The organism is Frankia sp. AgB32 (genome assembly GCF_023243045.1).
Taxonomy (GTDB): domain Bacteria; phylum Actinomycetota; class Actinomycetes; order Frankiales; family Frankiaceae; genus Frankia.
Map to the genome: position 1 here is coordinate 16987 of NZ_JALKFX010000089.1, position 20721 is coordinate 37707.

General features: G+C 70.5%; 15 protein-coding genes and 2 pseudogenes. 8 read left to right on the forward strand and 9 right to left on the reverse strand.

Translation table 11 applies throughout. From position 1 onward, the window contains the following. The first annotated feature begins 56 nt into the window (after positions 1-56). A complete protein-coding gene (locus MXD60_RS21225; RefSeq protein WP_248821088.1) occupies positions 57-1694 on the forward strand; it encodes an FAD-dependent monooxygenase in 1638 nt (545 codons plus the stop codon). Between the two features lie 19 nt (positions 1695-1713). Here MXD60_RS21225 and MXD60_RS21230 read toward each other — a convergent pair whose 3' ends face one another. Continuing rightward, positions 1714-2292, reverse strand: coding sequence for a TetR/AcrR family transcriptional regulator (locus MXD60_RS21230; protein ID WP_248821089.1), 579 nt, complete (start codon positions 2290-2292; stop codon positions 1714-1716). A 95-nt stretch (positions 2293-2387) separates the two neighbouring features. Here MXD60_RS21230 and MXD60_RS21235 point away from each other — a divergent pair, with 95 nt between their 5' ends. The 3 genes from MXD60_RS21235 to MXD60_RS21245 all read left to right on the forward strand — a co-directional run bounded on the left by MXD60_RS21235 (position 2388) and on the right by MXD60_RS21245 (position 6193). Then, the gene (locus MXD60_RS21235; protein ID WP_248821090.1) at positions 2388-3902 is read left to right on the forward strand and encodes an MFS transporter; all 1515 of its coding nucleotides are present in this window, start codon (positions 2388-2390) and stop codon (positions 3900-3902) included. Between the two features lie 387 nt (positions 3903-4289). Next, entirely contained in the window at positions 4290-4484 is a 195-nt protein-coding gene (locus MXD60_RS21240; protein ID WP_248821091.1) for a hypothetical protein, read from the forward strand. A 218-nt stretch (positions 4485-4702) separates the two neighbouring features. Next, positions 4703-6193, forward strand: coding sequence for an acyl-CoA carboxylase subunit beta (locus tag MXD60_RS21245; RefSeq protein WP_248821092.1), 1491 nt, complete (start codon positions 4703-4705; stop codon positions 6191-6193). Between the two features lie 86 nt (positions 6194-6279). Here MXD60_RS21245 and MXD60_RS21250 read toward each other — a convergent pair whose 3' ends face one another. After that, a complete protein-coding gene (locus tag MXD60_RS21250; protein ID WP_248821093.1) occupies positions 6280-7929 on the reverse strand; it encodes an NAD(P)/FAD-dependent oxidoreductase in 1650 nt (549 codons plus the stop codon). A gap of 444 nt (positions 7930-8373) precedes the next feature. Further along, positions 8374-8766 carry a YrdB family protein gene (locus tag MXD60_RS21255; protein ID WP_248821094.1) on the reverse strand — a complete coding sequence of 131 codons (393 nt, stop codon included), beginning with the start codon at positions 8764-8766 and terminating at the stop codon, positions 8374-8376. A 257-nt stretch (positions 8767-9023) separates the two neighbouring features. Between MXD60_RS21255 and MXD60_RS30435 the strand changes: the two are divergent. Then, positions 9024-9254 (forward strand): annotated as a pseudogene (locus tag MXD60_RS30435) (hypothetical protein); the annotation flags it as partial. Positions 9255-9307: 53 nt separating this feature from the next. Here MXD60_RS30435 and MXD60_RS30440 read toward each other — a convergent pair. The 6 genes and pseudogenes from MXD60_RS30440 to MXD60_RS21275 form a co-directional block, all read right to left on the reverse strand. Further along, positions 9308-9394 (reverse strand): annotated as a pseudogene (locus MXD60_RS30440) (IS6 family transposase); the annotation flags it as partial. 29 nt (positions 9395-9423) lie between these two features. Beyond that, positions 9424-10332 (reverse strand): SDR family NAD(P)-dependent oxidoreductase, encoded by a 909-nt coding sequence (locus MXD60_RS21265; protein WP_248821095.1) that lies wholly within the window; start codon positions 10330-10332, stop codon positions 9424-9426. 126 nt (positions 10333-10458) lie between these two features. Beyond that, on the reverse strand, positions 10459-10626 hold the full coding sequence (locus tag MXD60_RS30020; protein WP_368861260.1) for a fibronectin type III-like domain-contianing protein: 168 nt from the start codon (positions 10624-10626) through the stop codon (positions 10459-10461). A gap of 313 nt (positions 10627-10939) precedes the next feature. Further along, complete coding sequence (locus MXD60_RS28975) at positions 10940-11074, reverse strand: hypothetical protein (protein WP_283098743.1); 135 nt, start codon at positions 11072-11074, stop codon at positions 10940-10942. A 288-nt stretch (positions 11075-11362) separates the two neighbouring features. Then, positions 11363-12337: an alpha/beta hydrolase gene (locus tag MXD60_RS21270; RefSeq protein ID WP_248821096.1), complete on the reverse strand. Its 975-nt coding sequence runs from the start codon at positions 12335-12337 to the stop codon at positions 11363-11365. 293 nt (positions 12338-12630) lie between these two features. Then, complete coding sequence (locus MXD60_RS21275; protein WP_248821097.1) at positions 12631-13842, reverse strand: helix-turn-helix domain-containing protein; 1212 nt, start codon at positions 13840-13842, stop codon at positions 12631-12633. A 442-nt stretch (positions 13843-14284) separates the two neighbouring features. Here MXD60_RS21275 and MXD60_RS21280 point away from each other — a divergent pair, with 442 nt between their 5' ends. The 3 genes from MXD60_RS21280 to MXD60_RS21290 all read left to right on the forward strand — a co-directional run bounded on the left by MXD60_RS21280 (position 14285) and on the right by MXD60_RS21290 (position 20607). Beyond that, positions 14285-16699 carry a glycoside hydrolase family 3 N-terminal domain-containing protein gene (locus tag MXD60_RS21280; RefSeq protein ID WP_248821098.1) on the forward strand — a complete coding sequence of 805 codons (2415 nt, stop codon included), beginning with the start codon at positions 14285-14287 and terminating at the stop codon, positions 16697-16699. Between the two features lie 83 nt (positions 16700-16782). Continuing rightward, entirely contained in the window at positions 16783-17667 is an 885-nt protein-coding gene (locus MXD60_RS21285) for an alpha/beta hydrolase fold domain-containing protein (protein ID WP_248821099.1), read from the forward strand. Positions 17668-18126: 459 nt separating this feature from the next. Further along, on the forward strand, positions 18127-20607 hold the full coding sequence (locus tag MXD60_RS21290) for a glycoside hydrolase family 2 TIM barrel-domain containing protein (protein WP_248821100.1): 2481 nt from the start codon (positions 18127-18129) through the stop codon (positions 20605-20607). The last annotated feature ends 114 nt before the right edge of the window (positions 20608-20721 follow it).

Genomic DNA, 20721 nt, shown 5'->3' on the forward strand with positions numbered 1-20721 from the left:
TTTCCCGGTAAATTCAACGAGCGTAGAGTTCTTGGGTCGACGTGTGGGAGGCACCCGTGAGCGCCAGAACCAAGCGTGAGGTCGTCATCATCGGGGCGGGTCCGGGCGGGCTGCACCTGGCCACGGAGCTGGGTCTCGCCGGTGTTCGCGTCACGGTGCTCGAGCGCCGCGCGCGGCCGGCGACCATGTCCCGGGCGGTCGGGCTGCACGCGCGGTCGCTGGAGCTGCTGGCCATGCGGGGAATGGCGGACGAGTTCCTGGCCCGGGCCAACCCCGTCGGCCATTTCCGGATGACGATCGGCGCCACGCGCATCCAGTTCCGCCGGCTGCCCACCCGCTTCCCCAACGTGTACATCTGCCCGCAGCACGTCACCGAGGAGCTGTTGGAGAACCGCGCCCGCGAACTGGGGGTCGACATCCGGCGTGGAGTCGAGGTGCTCGGCGTGCACCAGGACGGCGACGGGGCGACCGTGCGGTGGCGCCCGACCGGCCCGGACGTACCCCGTCCCGGCGCCCCGCGGCGGGAAGCCGAGGACTCCGCCGGCGCCGCGTCGCTGGGCGGCGGGCCGGCGGAGCAGTGGCTGCGCGCGGACTACGTCGTCGGGTGCGACGGGCCCACCAGCGTGGTCCGCGCGAGCGCCGGCATCGACTTCGTCACCGACGTCTACCCGTACAAGGTGCTGTTCGCGGACCTGCGCCTGCGGCACCCACCCGCCGACGGCGCACTGATCCAGGTCGGACGGGCCGGGCTCGGCGTGGCGATCGACTTCGGTGACGGCCGGTGGCGGGTGGGGGCGATGACCCGCGAGGAGCAGCGGCCGGCGAGCGAGCCGGCCACCCTCACCGAGATCGGCGCGGCGCTGCGCCGCATCTTCGGCCGCGACCTGGGTGCCTTCGACCCGCAGTGGGTGTCACGGGCCCGGTTCCGCAAGGGGGGCGCGAGCACGTACCGCAACGGTCGCGTCCTCATCCTGGGCGACGCCGCCCACGTCCAGTCGCCGATCGGCGCCCAGGGCCTGAACCTGGCGCTGCACGACGCGGCCAACCTGGGCTGGAAGCTCGCCGCCGTGGTGCGCGGCGGCGTGTCACCGGACCTGCTCGACACCTTCGAGCAGGAGCGCCGGCCGTGGGTGACCCGCGTGCTGCACGTCACCGACCGCGTCTTCCGGTTGGCGATGTCACCCCTGCCGCCGGTGCGCGCGGCGCGACGTGTGGTCGTGCCGGCGCTGACCTCGATCCCGGCGGTCAACGCCGAGATCGCCGGCAACCTCACGGGCCTGGCGGTGCGCTATCCGCCGCGTGGCGGCGGCCATGCCGCCGTCGTCGGCGGGCGCCTGCCCGACGTCACGATCCGCTCGGCGGACGGTGCGACCGTCTCCCTGTTCGAGCTGCTGCGCGAGGGCCGGTTCGTCCTGGTGGACCAGGGCGACGGCGCGCTGGCCTCGGGCTGCGGGCCCTGGTCCGACCGGCTCGTGACGGTCCGCGGGCGGATCGTCGACAGCCCCGGACTCGACGGCTACCGGGGGCTGCTGTCCAGGCCCGACGGCTACTGCGCCTGGGCTGGGGATCACCTTCCGCCGCTGCGCGAGCAGCTGCACCGCTGGTGCGGAGTCGCCCGCCTGCCGAGGTCCGTCCCCGCGGCCGCTACGGTGCCGATGTCGGCACCGGCGCCGGTGGCGGAGTCGGTGCCCTGAACCCGGCGCCGCACCGGCCTCAGGGCAGCGGGAACGGCTTGGGGTCGCCGAGCGCGCCGAGGGCGGCTGAGAGGATCTCGTCGCGGATGCCGGGTGGGATGACCCCGCCGTGCAGCCGCAGCGCGGTGACGGCGCCGTCCTTGACCGCGCCGACCGCGGCCCTGGCCCGGACCAGTCGGCCGGTGGTCGGCGGGTCCGGCCTGGCCAGCGCGGCGATGATCCGCTCGGTGCGGTCCTCCAGGTTGTGCCGCTTCGAGTACTTCTGCAGCAGCGGCCCCTCCCCGGCGTAGAAGGCGAGATAGGCGGCGGGGTAGCGGCCCTGCAGGTCGATCAGCGCGCCCAGGGTCTGCGCGGCCGGTGGGGGCGGCGTCGCTTCGGCCGCCTCGATGATGGCGGTCAGCGCGTCGGCGGGCTCTGCCACGATCGCGTCGAGGATCGCGTCCTTCGACGGGAAGTGGTAATAGAGCGAGCCCTTCGTGGTGCCAAGACGACCCACGATGTCCGAGATAGACGTGCCGGCGTAGCCGTGGGTGGCGAAGAGTTCGCGCGCGACATCGAGGATCTTGGTGCGCGTGCCGCCCGGCCCCTGGGTCTTCACCCGACCACCATACTTGACGGTCGGTATGTTGCCGCCCTAGCCTCCATACTGAACGTTCGGTATGTCGATCGAACGCACCGATTGGACACTCCTCGATGGCACAGCTCGACACCTCACGCGTACCGACCGAGCGCACGGCGGCGCCGGCCCGCGAGGAAGGCTTCGTCTGGTCCGCGGCACGCACCTACGCGCTGCTCGTTCTCTGTCTCGCGACCCTGATCGAACTCATCGACGTCACGATCGTGAACGTCACCCTGCCCACGATGCAGGACGACCTGGGCTTCACGGCCGACAGCCTCCCGTGGGTGGTCAACGGCTACCTGGTGACCTTCGCCGGGTTCCTGCTGCTCGGCGGCCGGCTCGGCGACCTGTTCGGCCGCCGGCGGGTGTTCCTCGCGGGCGTCGCCCTCTTCCTCGTCGCCTCCGTGGCCTCGGGGCTGGCCACCAACGCGACGATGCTGATCGTCACTCGGCTGTTCCAGGGGGTGACGGCGGCCTTCATCGCCCCGATGACCCTGGCCATCATCATGTCGATCTTCCCGGAGGGGCTGGCCCGCAACCGGGCGATCTCCATGTGGGGTGCCATCGGTGGGGTGAGCGGTTCGCTGGGCGTGACGATCGGCGGCCTGCTCGACAGCGGGCCGGGCTGGCGGTGGATCTTCTTCGTGAACATTCCCATCTGCCTGTTCATCCTCGCCATCGCGCCGCGCTACATTCCCGCGGACCGCCCGGCGCACCGCCACCACTCCTTCGACGTGGTGGGTTCGGTCGTCGTCACCGGCGGCGTGGGCCTGCTCTCCTACGCCATCTCGCAGACCAGCGAGCACTCCTGGAGCTCGGGTCGCTCGATCGGTCTGCTCGCCGGTGCCGCTGTGCTGCTGGCCTATTTCGTCGTGCACGAACTCCGGATAGCCCGCGAGCCGCTTGTCTCGCTGTCGATCTTTCGGATCAGATCGGTCGCGGCGGCCAACACGTTCTCGACGCTGGGTGGCGCGAGCCTGTTCGGCGTCTTCTTCCTCGTGTCGCTGCGCATGCAGCAGGTGCTGCATTACTCGCCGATCAAGACCGGGCTCATGTACCTGCCGCTGACCGGCGCCATCATGGTCTTCGCGGGAATCGCGCCGTTACTCGTGCCCCGGCTCGGAGTTCGGTACACGGTGGCGATGGGTTCCGTGATTGCGGCGGGCGGGCTGTTCCTCTTCTCCCGGGCGACACCGACCAGCGGAGTGTGGACGTCCATCGTCCTGCCCTCGATCATCACCGGCGGTGGAATGGCGATCTGGTACATCCCGATGACGATCGCGGCGGTGGCCGGGGTGCCCACGTCCGCGGCCGGACTGGCGTCTGGCCTTGCCACGGTCACCCGGACCGTCGGCGGGGCGATCGGTGTCGCCATCGTCGCGAGCGCGGCCGCCACCCGAACCACGCATCTGCTGGGGAGCGGCCATTCCGAGGCGGCCGCCCTCAGCGACGGTTTCAAGCTCGGTTTCGTCATCATCAGTGTCATCATGGCGGCGGGTGCGGTGGCCGCGGTGGCCCTGTTCCGTGCCGAAGGGCGGGGTGAGAAATTCGACATGGCCGGAGCGGCGGCTGCCGGTGTCGGGGAATAATGATTTCCGCCGTTTTTCGCTCTCGTTGACGGGTGCGCGTGGCGAGGTAGGTTGCGGCCCTCTCCGGCCAGACCGGTCGAGCACCACCGGGCCTGGCCGGAGATATTCGCGCGGAGTAAACCGAAAAGGGCAGCGGCGCGCCGGCCGCGGCGGTGCCCCTATTTCCTGCCCCCGGCCGTTCACGTCGCATACCGGACATCGCCGTGCCGAAGTGCACCGGGCGTTGGCTAATATGGGAGGTGGTGAACGAGCGACCCGAAATCGATAGCGCGGTCGGGAGTGGATGTGGCGAGGGACTGCGAGGAGACGGGCGGGATTTCGGCTGGGCCGGCCCTGCTGCCCCAGCCGGCGGGCTCGGGGTATGTCAATCGTGTCAGATTCGAGACAGTGCATTTCGAGAGTCCGCGGCTCAGCGACGCGCTCGCGAACGCGGCCAGGTACCTGCGGGCCGTCGAGGAGGCGTCGGACTGCGCTCCGCACGTGTTGTGCGTCAACGACGCGCTCGCGTTCGGCGACGATGTCGATCCCCTGTGGCGGGTGACGCTGGTCGTGGGCTGTCCGGGCGAGGGCGGCGACGTCTGACCTTCTGACCTTCTGACGATCGGCGTGCGGTCGCGGTAGCGGTCGACCCGCCCCGCGTGGTCATCAGCGACCCCGCGAAGCCAACCGTCCGGCCCGGACCCGCCGGCCGGATCGCGCTTCGCGGGGTCTTCGCTTAGGGAGCGTCTCCTTGACGCCACCTGTCCGCGTCGTACCCTGGTCAAAGAAGTCATCAATCGTTGAATTAAGAGGGGTGTGCGATGACCCAGGCCGCTTCGGAGCTGGTCACACCGGACCGGGTCGAGGTCCCGCCCCGGCTCGCGCCGCCGGGCAGCACCCGGCCGCGGCCGGCCGTGGCCGAGGGCAGGGACGGCGCCGCCGAGCGGGTCGCGGCCCTGGTCGACCCCGGCTCGCTGAGCCTGATCGGGGCAGGTGGCGGCGGGGGTGTGGCGTCCGGGCGGGGCCGGGTGGGGGGACTGCCGGTCGAGGTGTTCGCGACCGAGCCGGGCCGGCGCGGGGGAGCCCTGAGCTTCGACGACTGCGCGCGCATCGGCGCCACCATCGACCGTGCCCGCCTGGCCGACGTGCCCGTCGTCGGGATCTGGCACTCGGGCGGGGCCGACCTGCGGGAGGGGATGGCCGCCCTCGACGGCGTCAGCAGGATCTTCCGTGCCAGCGTCGCGGCCTCCGGCCGGGTTCCCCAGCTGTCCCTGGTCGTCGGGCCGGCCGCCGGCGGCGCCGCGTACGGGCCGGCGCTGACCGACCTCGTCGTCATGACCGGCGAGGCCCGCGTGTTCGTCACCGGTCCGGAGGTGGTCCGCCGGGTCACCGGGGAGGCCACGACGGCGGAGGACCTGGGCGGCCCCCGCGTCCACGGGCGTTCCAGCGGGGTCGCCCACGTGATCGCCGAGGGACGGGCGGCCGGTGTCGAGGCCACCCGGCGGCTGGTCGGCCTGCTCGGTGACCCGGGCCGCTTCCACCCGGCCGGGGCGCGCCCGACCGCCGACGCCGCCACCGCCGATCCCGGCCGGCTCCTGCCGGCGTCCCCCCGCCGCGCCTACGACGTGCGGCCGTTGGTCGACGCGATCCTCGACGGTCCGGCCACCGCGCTGCAGGGCGGCTGGGCCGCCAACGTCCATACCGCGCTGGGCCGCCTGGCCGGCCGCACGATCGGGGTGGTGGCCAACAACCCGCTGCGCCGCGGCGGCTGTCTCGACGCCGCCGCCGGCGACAAGGCGGCCCGTTTCGTGCGGATGTGCGACGCGTTCGGCATCCCGCTGCTGGTCCTCGTCGACGTGCCCGGCTACCTGCCCGGGGTGGCGCAGGAACGCGACGGGGTCGTCCGCCGCGGCGCGAAGCTGCTGCACGCCTTCGCCGGCGCGACCGTCCCCCGCATCACCATCATCACGCGCAAGGCGTTCGGCGGTGCCTACGTGGCGATGAACAGCAAGGGGCTCGGGGCCACTGCAGTGTACGCGTGGCCGACGGCCGAGGTCGGCATCATGAACCCCGAGTCGGCGGTCGACATCCTGCACCGGCGTGACCTGGCGGCGGCGGCCGAGGCGGACCGGCCGGCCCTGCGCGGCCAGCTCGCCGAGGGCTATGCCCGCGAGGCCACCGGCGTCGCCCGCGCCGTGGACGTGGGCATCGTCGACGCCGAGATCGCGCCGGCCGAGACCCGGGCTGTGCTGATAGCCGGATTCGCCGGCGCCGGCTCGGCCCGCGGCAGCGAGCGCAACGTGCCGTTGTAAGGGCCCGTTCCCGGACGACCAGACCGGGCGGGACGGGCTCGTCGCCCTTCCCGCCCGGCCGTGGGATGTCCGGCGCGGCGCGCGGCTCAGTGGACCACCGACGGCGGGACGTTCGTGAGGTTTTCCCTGGTCAGCATCGCCCGGAACTCGGGCGGGGCGACCGTCTTCGACCAGGCCAGCATGCGCAGCCGCTTGGACCGGGTGAAGTGGTAGTAGCGGTCGTCCGGGTCGGCGAACCGGTACAGCGGTGGCACGAACGGGGCGGCGTCCAGCGCGGCGAAGACGCGCCCCGCGGCGGTCGCGGGGGTCAGCCGGCGAGCCTCGACCTCCTCGAACAGCGCGAAGACGTCGTCGAGGAGGTCCGGCAGCCCGTTCGGGAGCGCGAACCAGTAGGGGCCGTCGTAGAAGCGTTCGACGTCGGACCAGTCGCCGCCGTGCAGGCAGCGGTTGCGGGTCGTCTTCAGGGACAGCGCGGCCAGGATCGACCACAGCAGCCAGACCCGCGAGAAGGCGTTCCACAGGGCGAAGTCGTGGGTGGCCGTCCGGGCGGCGGCGAGGATCCGGTCGTTGAACGCGATCAGTTCGGTCTGGAAGCCGGCGACGGGGGCGAACCGTTCGGGTGACCAGTCGTCGCGGCGGGCCGCGTCCAGCAGGGCCGGGGCGAGCGCGTGCACCATCTCGGCCCCCATCGTCACGTCCCGCGACAGGAACAGGTCGTTGCGGCTCGCCGACCGTTCGAACAGGAAGTACCGCGGGCCCGCCGGCACGGGGACGGTACGTTGCCACCGCTCGTCCGCGGCCCAGGGCTGGACCCTGACCGCCTCGGCGAAGCATCGGCGCAGCGCGGGGAAACGATCGACGAGGCGGGCGAAGGCCACGTCGGGGTCCTTCGGCAGATCGGCGAACAGTTCGGGGTCGACGCCCGCCGTCACCCCGCACAGCGGTGTCGCCGCCTCGGCGTGGTTGTCGAAGTGGACGACCTGGAGCCACCCGCCGGGGAACAGGTGGCTGATCGTCCCGGTCGACCAGGCGGTGGCCCGCTCGTACGCCGCCATCGGGACGCAGTCCTCGAACGGCCGCACGCCGCTCATGTGGGTCGACAGGACGCGGGACCGGGTGCGCAGGCGCGCCACCGGGTCGGGGCCGCCGAGGTGGCGGACCAGCGGCGAGTCGGGGCCGGCGGCGTCGACCACATAGCGGGCGCGGTAGGTCTCGCCGTGGGCGGTGACGATCGAGACCCCGTCGGCGCGCGGCGCGATGTCGGTCGCCTTCGGCCGCAGGCGGATAGTCCGTGCTCCGTAGGAGCGGGCGATCGCCGCCGCGTGCCGGTCGGCGGTCAGTCGGTACGGATGCCATTCGGAGTGCTCGCCCGGCACGTTGAACTGGACGGCCTGGTTCGGGTCCTGCTCCCGTCCGGGCACGTGGTAGAGGAAGCCCAGGCTGCGCTTCACCCCGCCGCCGCGGCGGATCTCCTCGGGCAGGTCGCGCGTGAGCCCGAAGGCCGCGATCTCGGGGACGTCGAACCGCCGCGCCAGGGTGAAGAAGACCTCCGCGGTGTAGGGGACGGTCGTCTCCCCGGCGGCGGCCAGCGGATCGGCGTCGGCGTCCACCAGCAGCACCCGCAACCCATGGCGGGCGAGGACCGCGCCGAGCAGGGCGGACGCGAGGTGGACGCCGACGATCGCGACGTCGTGGATCTCGTCGGGATCAGCGAGGCGCCGCCCGTCGTCTTCCATGGACCTCTCCCCTCGGACGCGCGCCGGCGGGGTGCCGGGCGGCGGTTCTCGTGACTGGCCGGCCCCGGCGGAGGCGGGCTGGCCCGGGACACCTGGTGGCGGGGCGGTTGGGACGCGCCTCAGAACGTCGCGGTTCGGGCTGGGCGGCGCGGACGCGTCGTGCTCCTCGACCACGCGGGCCTCACCCCAGATGTCATCACTCGATGAAGTCTACAGACGATGAGTTCTTGGTCAAGGTGGTGGCGGGGGTGGTCATCGACCGTCGCCGGGCCGACTGTCCCGCCCGGCGCCCCGCGCGCCGAGGGCGGCAACGGCCACGGGACCGCGACTCGGCTGGCTGGCTGGCTGGTGTGGGCGGCAGGTCACCCAGGTCGCGGGTGCGTGGTGGTCGGCCGGGCGCCGCGACGAGGTCGGGTTCGCCGTCGTCCGCCGAGCCGGGGCCGGTCAGCCCTGCTGCTGATGCCAGTGGTAGATGAGGATCAGGTTGGCGACTGTCAGTACCGCGAGGGCGATGCCGAGCTTCCTGCGACCTGTCACCACCAGGGCGAGGACACCAAGGGCGAACCAGACGGACTGGAACGCCACGAGCGCGGGATCCGCCAGGCTCACGGTCGCCGAGGGGGCGCCGAACAGCGACCAGAGCACGGCCATGACGACGACGGCGCCGAGTGCCGAGCCCACCTTCAGCCATCGACCGGCGTTCACGGTCAGATAGGCCCAAAGGGCGACCGCCACGTAGACGGCGAGTTCGAGGACGAACGCCAACCCGAGATTGACGTGCCTGGCAACGCTGAGAATGGGACTCTCCGTTCCCAGCGCGGCCGGGCGGCGCCGCACCGGCCGCTAGGTCACCTATGATCTTCAGCCCATTGCTATTCTGGCAGATCGCGCACTTTGAAGACGGCTGTGCTCATCCCTGTCGGCGTCCGGGCCAATGCACGGTCACCCGCACGAAGAACGGCGCCGCCGGGAGATCACTCGCACCGGCCGGGTGGCGGCACCGCGTAGCCTCGGGATCACCGCGGAACCTCGCGGACGCGGAGCATCTGAAGGGAGCGGCGATGGCGGACGCCGACGACGTGCGCCGGCTGGCGATGGCCCTGCCGCACGTCGAGGAGATCGACAGCGACGGCTTCGACTTCCGCGTTGCCGGCAAGGGCTTCGTCTGGTCATATCCGGAAAGGCCGCCGGGAAAGCCGCGCCGCATCCGCACCGACGTGGCCGTGCTCTACGTCGGCGACGAGGCCGAGAAGCAGGCCCTCGTCCTCGGCGAACCCCACATCTTCTTCACCGAACCCGGGTACGCCGGCTTCCCCCTCGCGATGGTCCGCCTCGCCGAGGTAACCCCTGACCGCCTGGCCGAACTCATCACCGACGCCCACCGCGCCGCCAGAACGATCACCTCCGGCGGAAACCGGAACCCGGCAAACCCCGACGTCGGGACCGGTTGATGAGCCTTCGAAATCGCCGAGCTGAGCGGACCGTGTTGAACGATCAGGCGTCGTTGGAGATGAGATGCGCCGGGACCTGGGTATCGAGTTCATCCAAGGTCCAGAGGGCGCGCGGGTCGCCGTCCTTGACGATGCTTGGTCCGTCGGCCACGTCGGTCCAGCGCGTGACTTCGGATCCCTTCACCGCAAATACCTGCCCGCTGACGCTCGCGGCGGCGTCGGTGCACAGCCAGGTGATCATCGGCGCGATGAGGTTCGCCGGCGGCAGGTAGAACTTTCCGAACTCGTCCTCGGGGACTCCCTGGGCGCGGAGGGCATCGTCCATTTGATCTTTGTAAAGATCGAATGTGCGGGTGCCGGCGCCGGGTGCGTAACAGTTGAACGTGACACCGCTGTCACGGTGCTGGGTTGCCAGGTCGTGAGACATGGCGATTCCACCACCGAGCACCGCAGCACCGATAGGATTGGCCTGCGTGCCGCGAGCGATCTCGGAAGTGGCGAACAGCACCCGGCCCCAGCCGCGCTTGAGCATCGAGGGCACTGCGGCCCGGGACAGCCAGAACTTCTGGCCGAGATAGAGGTTCAGGAGTTTCTGCCACGCGTCGTCGTCTGCTTCGATGCCCGCCAGGCTGCCAGCGACAAGTGCGCCGGCGTTGGCGATGACGATGTCGCATGCGCCGAAGTTTTCCACGGCGGTCTGGACCGCGTTCACGCAGCCATCGGGCGTGGCGATCGAGTCATAGTTGGCGACGGCCGTGCCACCGGACTCGGTGATCTGGGCAACGGTCCCATCCGCGGCAGCGGAGCTGCTGCCCTCGCCTCCGATATCGGTACCGAGGTCGTTCACGACGACCGACGCCCCCTCGGCCGCCAGCAGAAGCGCGACCTCCTTGCCAATGCCGTTGCCGCTTCCCGTGACAAGGGCTGCTTTGCCTTTCAACCGCTGAGACATTCGATTGTTCCCTTCCAGATGGATCGTGAACGGTCGAGTCGCGTACGACGTCAGGTACGCACCTCGAGCTGGACGCTCCTGGTGTCCGCTGCGTTGGGGCTGACCATGATGTCGACGAGGTCGGTCTCAATGGTACGCTGCATGCGGTTGTCCAGGGATCGCGAGTTGTTCTCGTCCGACCGGAAACGTGATCTCGCGGGACTCGCCCACTTCGAGTTCGATGCGTTCGAATCCGGCGAGTCGTAGGATCGGCTGGATGACCGTACTCGCTTGCGGGTGTACGTAGAGTTGAATGACCTCGGTATTCCATTCCCAGCAACGGCCCGTGACGTCTGGTGATCGTTACGGGCTGTGAGTTCCCTGGGGCTGTGATCGCGAAGAGGCTGGAGACCAGGCCGCCGAACGGCGACACCCACTGGTCGACCCGGTCGATGGCGAAGGCGTCCGGGCTGTCCCAGCCGACGGTGTCGCGGACTGCATATCGGCCGGTTCGGGCGTTGCGCGGCTTGTCGGACGGCCCGCGTCGCCGACCAGGCCACGCCGCAGAGGTGGGCGCTGGAAACATCGGGGCCCCGCATCGTGTGGACGATGTGGGCCCCGACCTGCCTCAACCGGCGCGCACCGCGGGAGAGTCGAACTCCTGAACGACCCCGGCCACGACCGAGGAGGTGAACCCACCGGCGCTGCGATGCAGATTACCTGACATCGGGCCGAAGTCGCGCACCGGCTGGCGGTCGCGCACGCGGGCATTCCCCCAGCGACCAGGCGGCTCGCAGCCTGGACCCCACCGGGCTCGGGGATGATTCGCTGGAAGCCCGTGATCGACGCCTTCTCGATCGCTTTCGGTGACTGCTGGTCGTCCGCTACCAGCTCTGACCAAAACGCCGAACCCGTTCATGTAGCAGTCCCGGGTTACTCCACCAGGCGGATCAGTCGTCGTGGTCGAGGGCCACGGCCGAGCGGATCGATTCCTCGCTGACATGGCGAGGGATGTCCAGGCAGCCAGAGGACGAGCCGGCCTGAACGTCCGTCACGGCTGTGGGCAGTGAACCTGGATGAACCGGTTCACCTCTGCCTTCATGTCCTCGTCCTCGGGGGTGGGAATCATGAAGCCGCCGTGGGGCATCGCCTCGAACACATTCAGGTCCGCTTCGATCCCGGCCGCGCGCAGGATTCGGTGCATCCGCACGGTGTTGGACAGGAACAGGTCGCGGGTCCCGGTGCACAGGAAGGTGGGCGGGAAGCCCTTGTCGAAGTCACCGAACAGCGGCGACAGGTAGGGATCGCTCAGGTCGTGACCTGCCGCGTAGAGCTGGTTCGCCGGCATCAGGCTCCTTGTCAGAACCATGTCGATACCGAGGTTGGTCTGGAACGAGTCGCCCGACTCGGTGAGGTCGAGTTCGGGCGTCAGGAGAACTGTGGCCGCGGGAAGTGGCAGGCCCTCGTCGCGGGCCCGCAGACTCAACGCCGCGGCCAGGTTCCCTCCCGCTGAGGCGCCGCCCACGAGAATGCGGTCCGCCGGGTAGCTGTCCAGCAGAGCCCGATATGCCACCATGCAGTCGTCGAGGGCCGCCGGGTAGGGGGATTCCGGCGGCATGCGGTAGTCGACGGCCCAGACCTTGAGACCTGTATGGGCGGCCGTCATGCGGCCGAAGTCCCGACAACAGTCGCCGCCGCCGGTGACCAGGCCGCCGCCGTGGAAGTAGAGATATACCCGGTTGTCGTCGGCGACCGGGCTCTCGGGGGTGATCGCGTATATGCGTACACCGTCGATGTCCAGGTCCTCGACCTGGTCATTGCCCATGAGCTGACCGGCCAGCGCCGCGGCGATGAGCTGCTCGGAGCTGGCTCTGAAGGCCAGCCAACCCTCCGTGTCATCCAGGGCTGGCCATTCCCCCTGATCTATCGGCCCGAGTGCCAGGATCGACTGCGCCGCGGGGCTCACGGACGTCGGTACCGGGATCACCCGGTTCGGCACCTGCATCGACGGCGTAGGCTCGCTCACCCTGTACTCCTGTCTCGCGGGCTGTGCCGCGGTGTTTTTCGGCCAACGGACACCCGCCAGGGTCCTGCCTCAGCGGCTTCCGTGGATCTAACAGCTGAACAGCGGAGGAGCGTGGGAACTGTCGTTGGAGATGACTTCGCCCAGAACGAGGACGACAGCCCCAGGTGGTTCGGGAGACTCCGATCAACGGGAGGTTTCCACCAGTCTGGCCCACGAGGTGGCCATCGGTCATCCGCCAGGCGTCGGATTTTCAGCGCGCGGGCACCGCCACTTGGCGACGGTCGCATAGCTGATCAGCCGACTGCGAGCCGTCGGGCCAGCAGAGCCAGCCGAGCGCGGAACCGGCCCTCGGGCTCATCCAACCGCCACCCCAGGAGGTCCTCGAGGTGCGCGATGCGGGCCGCCACGGAGCTGTGATGCAGGTGCAGGCTCGTCGCCGCCAGCCGCAGCGAGCCGGCCCTGCAGTAGACATCCAGGACGGTGAGATCGGTGGCACCGGTCGTCGTGCGGGCGAGATCGTCCAGGGCGCGCACGTCCATGTCGGCACGCAGCCGGTCGACGGGAACGTCGGCCAGCAGCGCCGTCGAGCCGAGGGTCGGATAGTCGACGACAGCGGTGTCAGCCGAGCCAGGCGACGTGAACCGCAGCGCGAGCAGTGCCTGACGCCAGGAGATCCGCGCCTGCGACGCGTCGACCGGTCCGCCGATACCGACCTGCGGCAGGCCACTCCGCCAGAGCCCGGCTCCGTGCTCTTCGCCGTCGTCGTCGGATCCCGATGTTCCGGTTCCGCCCATCCCAGTTGGGTCTGGGCCCAGCCGGGACGGCGCCCCCGGTGCCTGCAACGAGGCACGCAGGTCATGCAGCGGGCTGATCTCCGCCGACCGGTCCTGGACAAAGACGGCCGCTGTATGGCCGAGCACCGCCACCCGCACGGCGCTCGGCCCCCCGTGACCCCGTGCGACGAGCGCCACCGCCCCCACACCCGGGTCCATCCCGGCCGGGACCGTGACCGCCAGCATGCGCAAAGCCGCCTCCGGTAGCAGGCCCATCAACCGCAGCGCTCGCGCGCGGTCCTCGGCGGACTCCCGGTCCGACAGGGCGACCTCGGCCAACGACGGGTCAGCGGTATGCAGGGACGGACGGGCCCGGCTGCTCACGATCCGGGCGGTGATCGCCATCCGTTCCAGAACGATCTCGTCCAAGGCGCGCGCGGGCCCTGGCCGTTCCAACCAGACCCGCCCGGCGCCGACCAACCGCACCCAGCCCGAGACCCGCGCGGTCATCGCCCCCTCTGACGGTGCCGGCCGGCCGTCGGACCCATAACGGATCCGGCCCGCCTCCGGTGTTTCCAACCCGGCGTCGCACTCGGCCAGCATCGCCGCAGCGCGGACCAGACCGCGGACGTCGGCCTGGGTCGCGACCAACGCGTCGAAGTAGGCGATCACCCGCACCGCGCTCTCCGCATCCGAGTCGAGCGCCGACAGCTTCAGCAGCAGGCCCTTCATCGTCACCACCCTCCGTCGCCGCTCCCTGCAGACTGGCCGCTCCGATGCGCGAAGGCCACCGATCGGCTCGGTCCGTCCGCGAGGTGCGGTGGACGCGCTGGTGACCGTGGCAGGGCGCCGTAAGGGGAACCGATGGTTCGCGAGTTGGGCCGCGAGCCCGACGGGCGCGCAGGTTCCGCTGGACGCGACCGTTACTTGACCGGTGGGGATGCTCGACACTAGTTTCTCCCGCGAGGGAAAAATCAGGTCCCTGGTGGCACGGCCGTGCATCGAAGGCGGTCACGGCGCCACCATCGCCGCGGTGGTCCAAGCGGTGCCCGGACTCCGGTGTGCCGCTCGGACCGTCCGCCCACACACTTCCTCCGCAGGCTGCGCGCCAACGGCCGATCCTCTCGGCCGGCGGAACCGCCGAAGCCTGCCGTGACGTCCCAGGGAGGACACCGTGACCGGCGCCGCCGACCACCTGAATGCCAGCAAGACCCCCGCGGAGCGGGCCGGCTTACTCCTGGACCGGATGACGGTCGCGGAGAAGTCGCGGCAGTTGACGTGCCTGATGCCGATGCTGCTGTTGCGCGACGGGCGTCTGCTTGAGGACGCGGCGACGAAGCTGCTGGCCACTGGCATCGGAGCCGTGGTGTCCCTGCAGACGGAGGACCCCACGCGGGTCGCGACGGGGGTCAACGAGGTCCAGCGGTTCCTGGTCGAGCGCACCCGACTCGGTATCCCGACGCTGTTCCAGGTCGAGGCCCTCAACGGCGTCGTGGCGCCGCGGCACCCGATCTTCCCGACGGCGATCGCGCTCGCGGCGACCTGGAGCCCCGACCTCGTCCGCGAGATGACCGACATCATTCGCAGGCAGATGATCAGGCTGGGCCTGCGGCACGCGCTGTCGCCGGTGCTCGACATCGCGTTCGACTCGCGGTGGGGGCGGGTCCACGAGACCTACGGCGAGGATCCGCTGCTGACCGCGGCGTTCGGAGTCGCGTTCGTCAAGGGAATCCAGGGCGACGACCTGTCGACCGGTGTCGTGGCCACCGCAAAGCACTTCCTCGGCTTCGGGCTGGGGCAGGGCGGCCTCAACGCCTCCTCCTTCGAGGCGGGTAGCCGGTTCACCCGTGACGTGGTCGCTTTCCCGATCGAGGCCGCGATCAACGCCGCCGGGCTGCGGTCGGTGATGACCTCGTACGGCGACGTGGACGGCATTCCCGCCGGGGTGTCCCGTGAGCTGCTGCACGACCTGCTACGTGAGCAGATGGGCTTCGACGGCTTCGTCATCGCCGACTACATGGCGATGCAGCACGCGCTGGATCGCCAGCTCGTCGCGACGGACAAGGGCGAGGTCGCGCGCCAGGCGCTGCACGCCGGCCTGGACCTGGAGGCACCGTTCATCTTCGCCTACGGCGAGACGCTCGCGGCGGAGGTCGAGGCCGGCCGGGTTCCGGTCGCGGAGCTGGACACCGCCGTGCTGCGTCTGCTGACGGTCAAGTTCGAGCTGGGCCTGTTCGAGCAGCCCTACGCGCCCGAGGGCCCGGTCGAGATCACCCCGACCACGGCCGAAGGCGCCGAGCTCGCCGGGGAGCTGGCCGAGCGCAGCGTGGTGCTGCTGGAGAACGACGGTGTCCTGCCGCTGCGGCCGGAACTGAGGATCGCTGTCGTCGGGCCGCTCGGGCACGAGGCCCACCAGCAGTTCGCGACCTACACCTACCCGGTCGGCCGGGACATGTACCGGTTCATGGAGTCAGGTGGCCTCGGGAACCTGGCGGGCATGGACTTCTTCCGCGCCGACCCGGAGGGAGCGGACACCCGCGACCTGGACTCCGAGGGCTACATCCGGTACCGGTACGGGACTCGTTCGCTCGCGGAGGAGATCGCCGACCACGGCGCGGAGGTCGTCGTCGAACCGGGCTGCGGGCTGACGGAACACCTCGACCCGGAGGCGATCGGGCGGGCGGTCGCCGCGGCCCGGGCCGCCGACGTCGTCGTCGTGGCGCTGGGCGGCCACAGCGCCGCGATCGGCGGCGGCACCGAGGGCGAGGGCACCGACACCGCCGACGTCGCCCTGCCCGCCGTGCAGCGCGAGCTGGCCGACGCCGTCGCCGCGGCCGGCACGCCCGTCGTGGCCGTCCTGATCCAGGGCCGCCCCTACCCGCTGCCCCCGTCCGTGCTGGAATCATCCGCCCTGGTCGTGGCGTCCTTCGCCGGCCAGGCGGGGACGCGCGGACTGGCGCGGGCGCTGTTCGGCGAGGTCAATCCCGGTGGCAAGCTGCCGTACACCATTCCCCGGCACGGCGGTCAGTTCCCTATCTACCACTACCAGCGCGCGGACAGTGGATACCGCCGGGCGGCCGTCATCAATGGCATGCACTACCGCGACCTGTCTGCCACGCCGCAGTACCCCTTCGGTTTCGGCCGTAGCTACACCAGCTTCGAGCTGTCCGATTTCGAGGCCACACCGGTGGTCAACACCGATGGCACGGTCACCGTCGCGCTGACCGTGCGCAACGTCGGTGACCGGTCCGGTGCCGAGGTCGTCCAGCTCTACGCCCGCGTCAACGCCGCGGTGGTCACCCGGCCCGCGCAGCAGCTCGCCGGGTTCGCCCGGGTGCCGCTCGACCCGGGCCAGGCCACCCGGGTCACCTTCCAGGTCTCGGCTGACCAGTTCGCGTTCAGCGGCGTCGATCACCGGGTCGCGGTCGAGCCCGCCACGGTCGACCTGTTCGCCGGCACGTCCTCCGACGACCGGCGACTGGAGGGCTCGCTGCGCGTCGTCGGGGACCGGCGCGTACTTCAGCCGGCGAAGCGCACCTTCCTGCCCACCGTCGAATTCGCGCCGCTCGGTGCGAGCCAGCCGTCGTAGCATCCACCGAGCCCTTTCCCGGCCGTTTCGCGCGGGCCTTCGGGACCGGGCGAAACGGCCATCCACGGAGACTGGATCCGCACATGGCAGAGAAGCTCCACCGCGGGCACGTCGCGGACGGCGGTGACGCAGGGGAGATCCGCGAGATCGCGGTACCCGTCGAGGGGGCGCTTATCGACGCGAAGCTCTACCGGAATGCTGGAACGCCGGCCGTCGCGGCACTGCTGTGGATGCACGGCGGCGGTTTCTCCGGCGGATCCATGAACATGCCGGAGGGCGACGCCGTGTCGCGGGCGTTCGCGCGCGAGGGCGTGGTTGTGCTCAACGTCGACTATCGGCGGGTGCCACCACTGAGCCGCGTGCGGCGGTGGCGCGGCGGGGCGGCCGTGCGCTTCCCGCTTCCCGTCCTCGACTGTCTCGCCGCCTGGCACCGGCTCGTCGACGAGGTGGAGCCACTCGGTCTGGCGGCCGGCCAGATCTTCGTGGGTGGGGCGAGCGCCGGCGCCAACCTCGCCGCCATGAGCACGCTGCGTGCCGCGGCGGCGGGGCTCGCGGCGCCGGCCGGGCTGCTGTTGGCCTACCCGCTCCTGCATCCCGTTCTGCCCGCCAGGCCGCCCGGCGCCGGCCGGGGGCTGCGCGGACGGCTCCTGGACCGCGTAGCGCGGCGCTCGGTCCGGATGATGTCCGCGAACTTCGTGGGAGCGGCGAACGCGGACCGCCGCACCGAGGCGTTTCCGCGCCTGGAGGATCTTGATGGCTTCCCGCCCACGCTGATCGTCACCGGTGAGCACGACACGCTCCGCGTGTCGGGTGAGGCCTTCGCGGACGACCTGCGCCTGCGGGGTGCCGAGGTGGACCTCGAGATGGAGCTGGGAGTTCGCCACGGCCACCTCAACGCTCCCGACTCGGCGCCTTTCAGGCACACCATGTCGACCTTCACCACCTGGCTGGGCGCGCACCTGGCGTGAGGCGCGACGGCGCGGCTGACAGACGCGGGCCGCGCCGTCGGACGGGCATATCTCGAAGACCCGCGGCGCGAGGAAGCCGCGGGTGCGGATGGGAGACCGGTCCCAGTCGCCCGCATCGGGAGTCCGCCGGCAATGATGACGCCGAATCACCCGATCGGGGACGGTTGCCACGCTCGGGGACGGTTGCCAGTAGTGACGGGGTCATACGGCCTGGCGCATCGACTTGACCCGTGATGCCCCCGCTAGTAGTTTTTCCCGCCAGGGAGATAATAGCTGCAGCGAGCGGGTGGCCAAAGGTGTTTGGCGCCACATGATGACGCCCCATCGATCGCGGTCCGTTGACGGAAGCGGGCGCTTGTGGGCCTCGGCGCCGCTGCCGGGAGGCGTCCGATCCGCCACCTGATCACCGCGACAGGGCGGCTTTGGTGCAGGCCGGGCCGACACTAGTAGGGAGTCCCCGTGATCCGTCAGTCGTTCAACCAGGGCTGGCGTGTCCGTGGCGAGCACGAGGCCGACTCTGCCGGCCCGGTGACGGTCCCGTACGACGCCATGCTCTTTGAGACACGGCATCCGGAGACCCGCAACGGGCACAACACCGGGTACTTCCCCGGTGGCGTCTACCGCTACTCGAAGACGTTCCGGGCCGCCGAGGAGTGGCACGACCGCAGCGTCACCCTGGAGTTCGAGGGCGTGTACATGCGCTCGGAGGTCCTCCTCAACGGCCGCCACGTCGGCGGCCGCCCGTCCGGCTACGCGATATTCCAGGTCTCGCTGGACGAGTTCCTCGAGTACGGCGCTGACAACCTCGTCGAGGTCGTCGCGCACAACGACCGCGAACCGAACGGTCGCTGGTACACCGGTAGCGGTATCTACCGGCCCGTGCATCTTCTCGTCGGCGATCGCCTCCGGGTGACTCCGGACGGCCTGCGGGTCAGCACGAAGTCGGTCGACAGCGCCGAGGCGACCGTCGAGGTCGTGGTCGAGATCGTCAACGACGGTGCCGACAACCGCGCGGTGACGGCGACCACCATTCTGCGGGGCCCGAGCGCCAGCACCGGGCCGATCGAGGAACACCTGTCCGTCGAGTCCGGCGAGACGAAAACGTTACGCCAGCGCGTCGCGGTCCTGGCGCCGGAGCTCTGGTCGCCTGCCAACCCGCGGCTCTACACCGCGACCGTCGTCCTGGCCGCGGGCGACCAGGTCGTCGACGAGGCCGTTGTCGAATTCGGGATCCGCACCCTGTCGGTGGACGCCCGGCAGGGTCTGCGCATCAACGGCGAGCCCGTGAAACTGCGTGGGGCGGCCATCCATCATGACAACGGGGTCATCGGTGCGCACACCCTGGACGCGGCCGAGGAGCGTCGGGTCCGCATTCTGAAGGAAAGCGGCTTCAACGCGATCCGTAGCGCGCACAACCCGGTCTCGCGGGCGACCTTGCGCGCCTGCGACCGGCATGGCGTGCTCGTCATGGACGAGCTCACCGACGTGTGGTGGCAGCCGAAGAGCGGCGCCGACTACTCGGCGGAGTTCGAGCAGTGGTGGGAGCGCGACCTCGAGTCGATGATCGCGAAGGATTTCAACCATCCGTCGGTGGTGCTCTACTCGATCGGCAACGAGATCCCTGAGACCGCGACAGCGCGAGGCATCCAGCAGAACCGCGTGATGGCCGAACGCACCCGTGAGCTCGACCCGACGCGCCTCGTCACCAACTGCATCAACGGCTTCCTCAACCTCATCTTCCGGAAGAAGGGCCAGGAGAGGCCCGCGAAGGATTCCGTCGAGCGGACGGGGGACGGGACTCCGAACAAGAACCTCATCGCCGTTCTCAACCTGCTCATGGGGGTGCTCCATCCGGCGCTTCGCCACATCGTCCGCCTGCCGGCGGTCGACAGGCGGACCCGCGACGCCTTCGCCGCCCTGGACGTCGCCGGGTACAACTACATGATCGGCCGTTACCGGAAGGACGCGACGATCCATCCCGACCGGGTGATCGTCGGCAGCGAGACCGGGCCGACGGACACGGTCGCGGTCTGGCGAGAGATCGAGACCATGCCGCACGTCATCGGCGACTTCACCTGGACCGGCTGGGACTACATCGGAGAGGCCGCGATCGCCGTCCTCCCGTACGGCCGGCGACCGACCCTCTTCGGCCCCTGGCCGAGTCTGCTTGCGGGCGAACCGGTGATCGACATCACCGGGCATCGTCAGACCCAGTCGTATCTCAACGAGATCCTCTGGCACCTGCGTACGGCTCCGTATCTCGCCGTGCAGCCGGTGAACCATTCCGGCGAGAAGCAGTACTCCAACGCCTGGCGCAGCACCAACTCCATCCACAGCTGGAGCTGGGAGGGCCACGAGGGCCGGACCGCGGTCGTCGAGGTGTACGCCGACGCCCACCGCGTCGAGCTCCTGCTCAACGGGGACCAGGTCGGAGCTGGGCCGGCGGGGCCGGACAAGGGCTACCTGGCCACGTTCTCCGTGCCCTACCGGCCAGGAGACCTGACTGCCGTCGCCTATGACGCGGACGGGAAGGAACTCGGGCGCGACACCCTCACCAGCGCCGGCGCCGAGCTCCGGCTACAGGTGCGGCCCGAACGCGACGAACTGCGGGCCGACGGGGCCGACCTCGCCTATCTCCCCATCGCGCTCACGGACGCCGCGGGAACGGTGCGACCCCTCGCTGACCGCGTGGTCACGGTCGAGGTGACCGGCGCCGGCACGCTGCTCGGATTCGGCAGCGCTCAGCCCGTGACCGAGGAGGGTTTCTCGGACCGTCGGCACTCGACCTACTGGGGGCGAGCGCTCGCTGTCGTCCGGGCCGGACACGAAGCCGGCGACGTCACGGTCACCGTGACGGCCGACGACTGCGAGCCGGAAACCGTCGTCATCCCGGTGAAAGCCGTTTCCGCGGTGGGAAAAGCCGGTTTCGGGAGCCCGTGACCGCGGCGGCCCGCTTCGACATCCTCGTCGCGAGAACGTCGTCCCGAAACAATGAAGCTCCGTGCCTTCGTCGTCGTTCGGTCCGGCGCGCGAGGAGCGATTATCGAGAGGACG

What these genes read in the sequence shown, in the direction of transcription:
- MXD60_RS21235 (WP_248821090.1), top strand. Translation starts at nt 2,388, where the DNA reads ATGGCACAGCTCGACACCTCACGCGTACCGACCGAGCGCACGGCGGCG.
- MXD60_RS21245 (WP_248821092.1), top strand. Translation starts at nt 4,703, where the DNA reads ATGACCCAGGCCGCTTCGGAGCTGGTCACACCGGACCGGGTCGAGGTC.
- MXD60_RS21250 (WP_248821093.1), bottom strand. Translation starts at nt 7,929, where the DNA reads ATGGAAGACGACGGGCGGCGCCTCGCTGATCCCGACGAGATCCACGAC.
- MXD60_RS21265 (WP_248821095.1), bottom strand. Translation starts at nt 10,332, where the DNA reads ATGTCTCAGCGGTTGAAAGGCAAAGCAGCCCTTGTCACGGGAAGCGGC.
- MXD60_RS21275 (WP_248821097.1), bottom strand. Translation starts at nt 13,842, where the DNA reads ATGAAGGGCCTGCTGCTGAAGCTGTCGGCGCTCGACTCGGATGCGGAG.
- MXD60_RS21285 (WP_248821099.1), top strand. Translation starts at nt 16,783, where the DNA reads ATGGCAGAGAAGCTCCACCGCGGGCACGTCGCGGACGGCGGTGACGCA.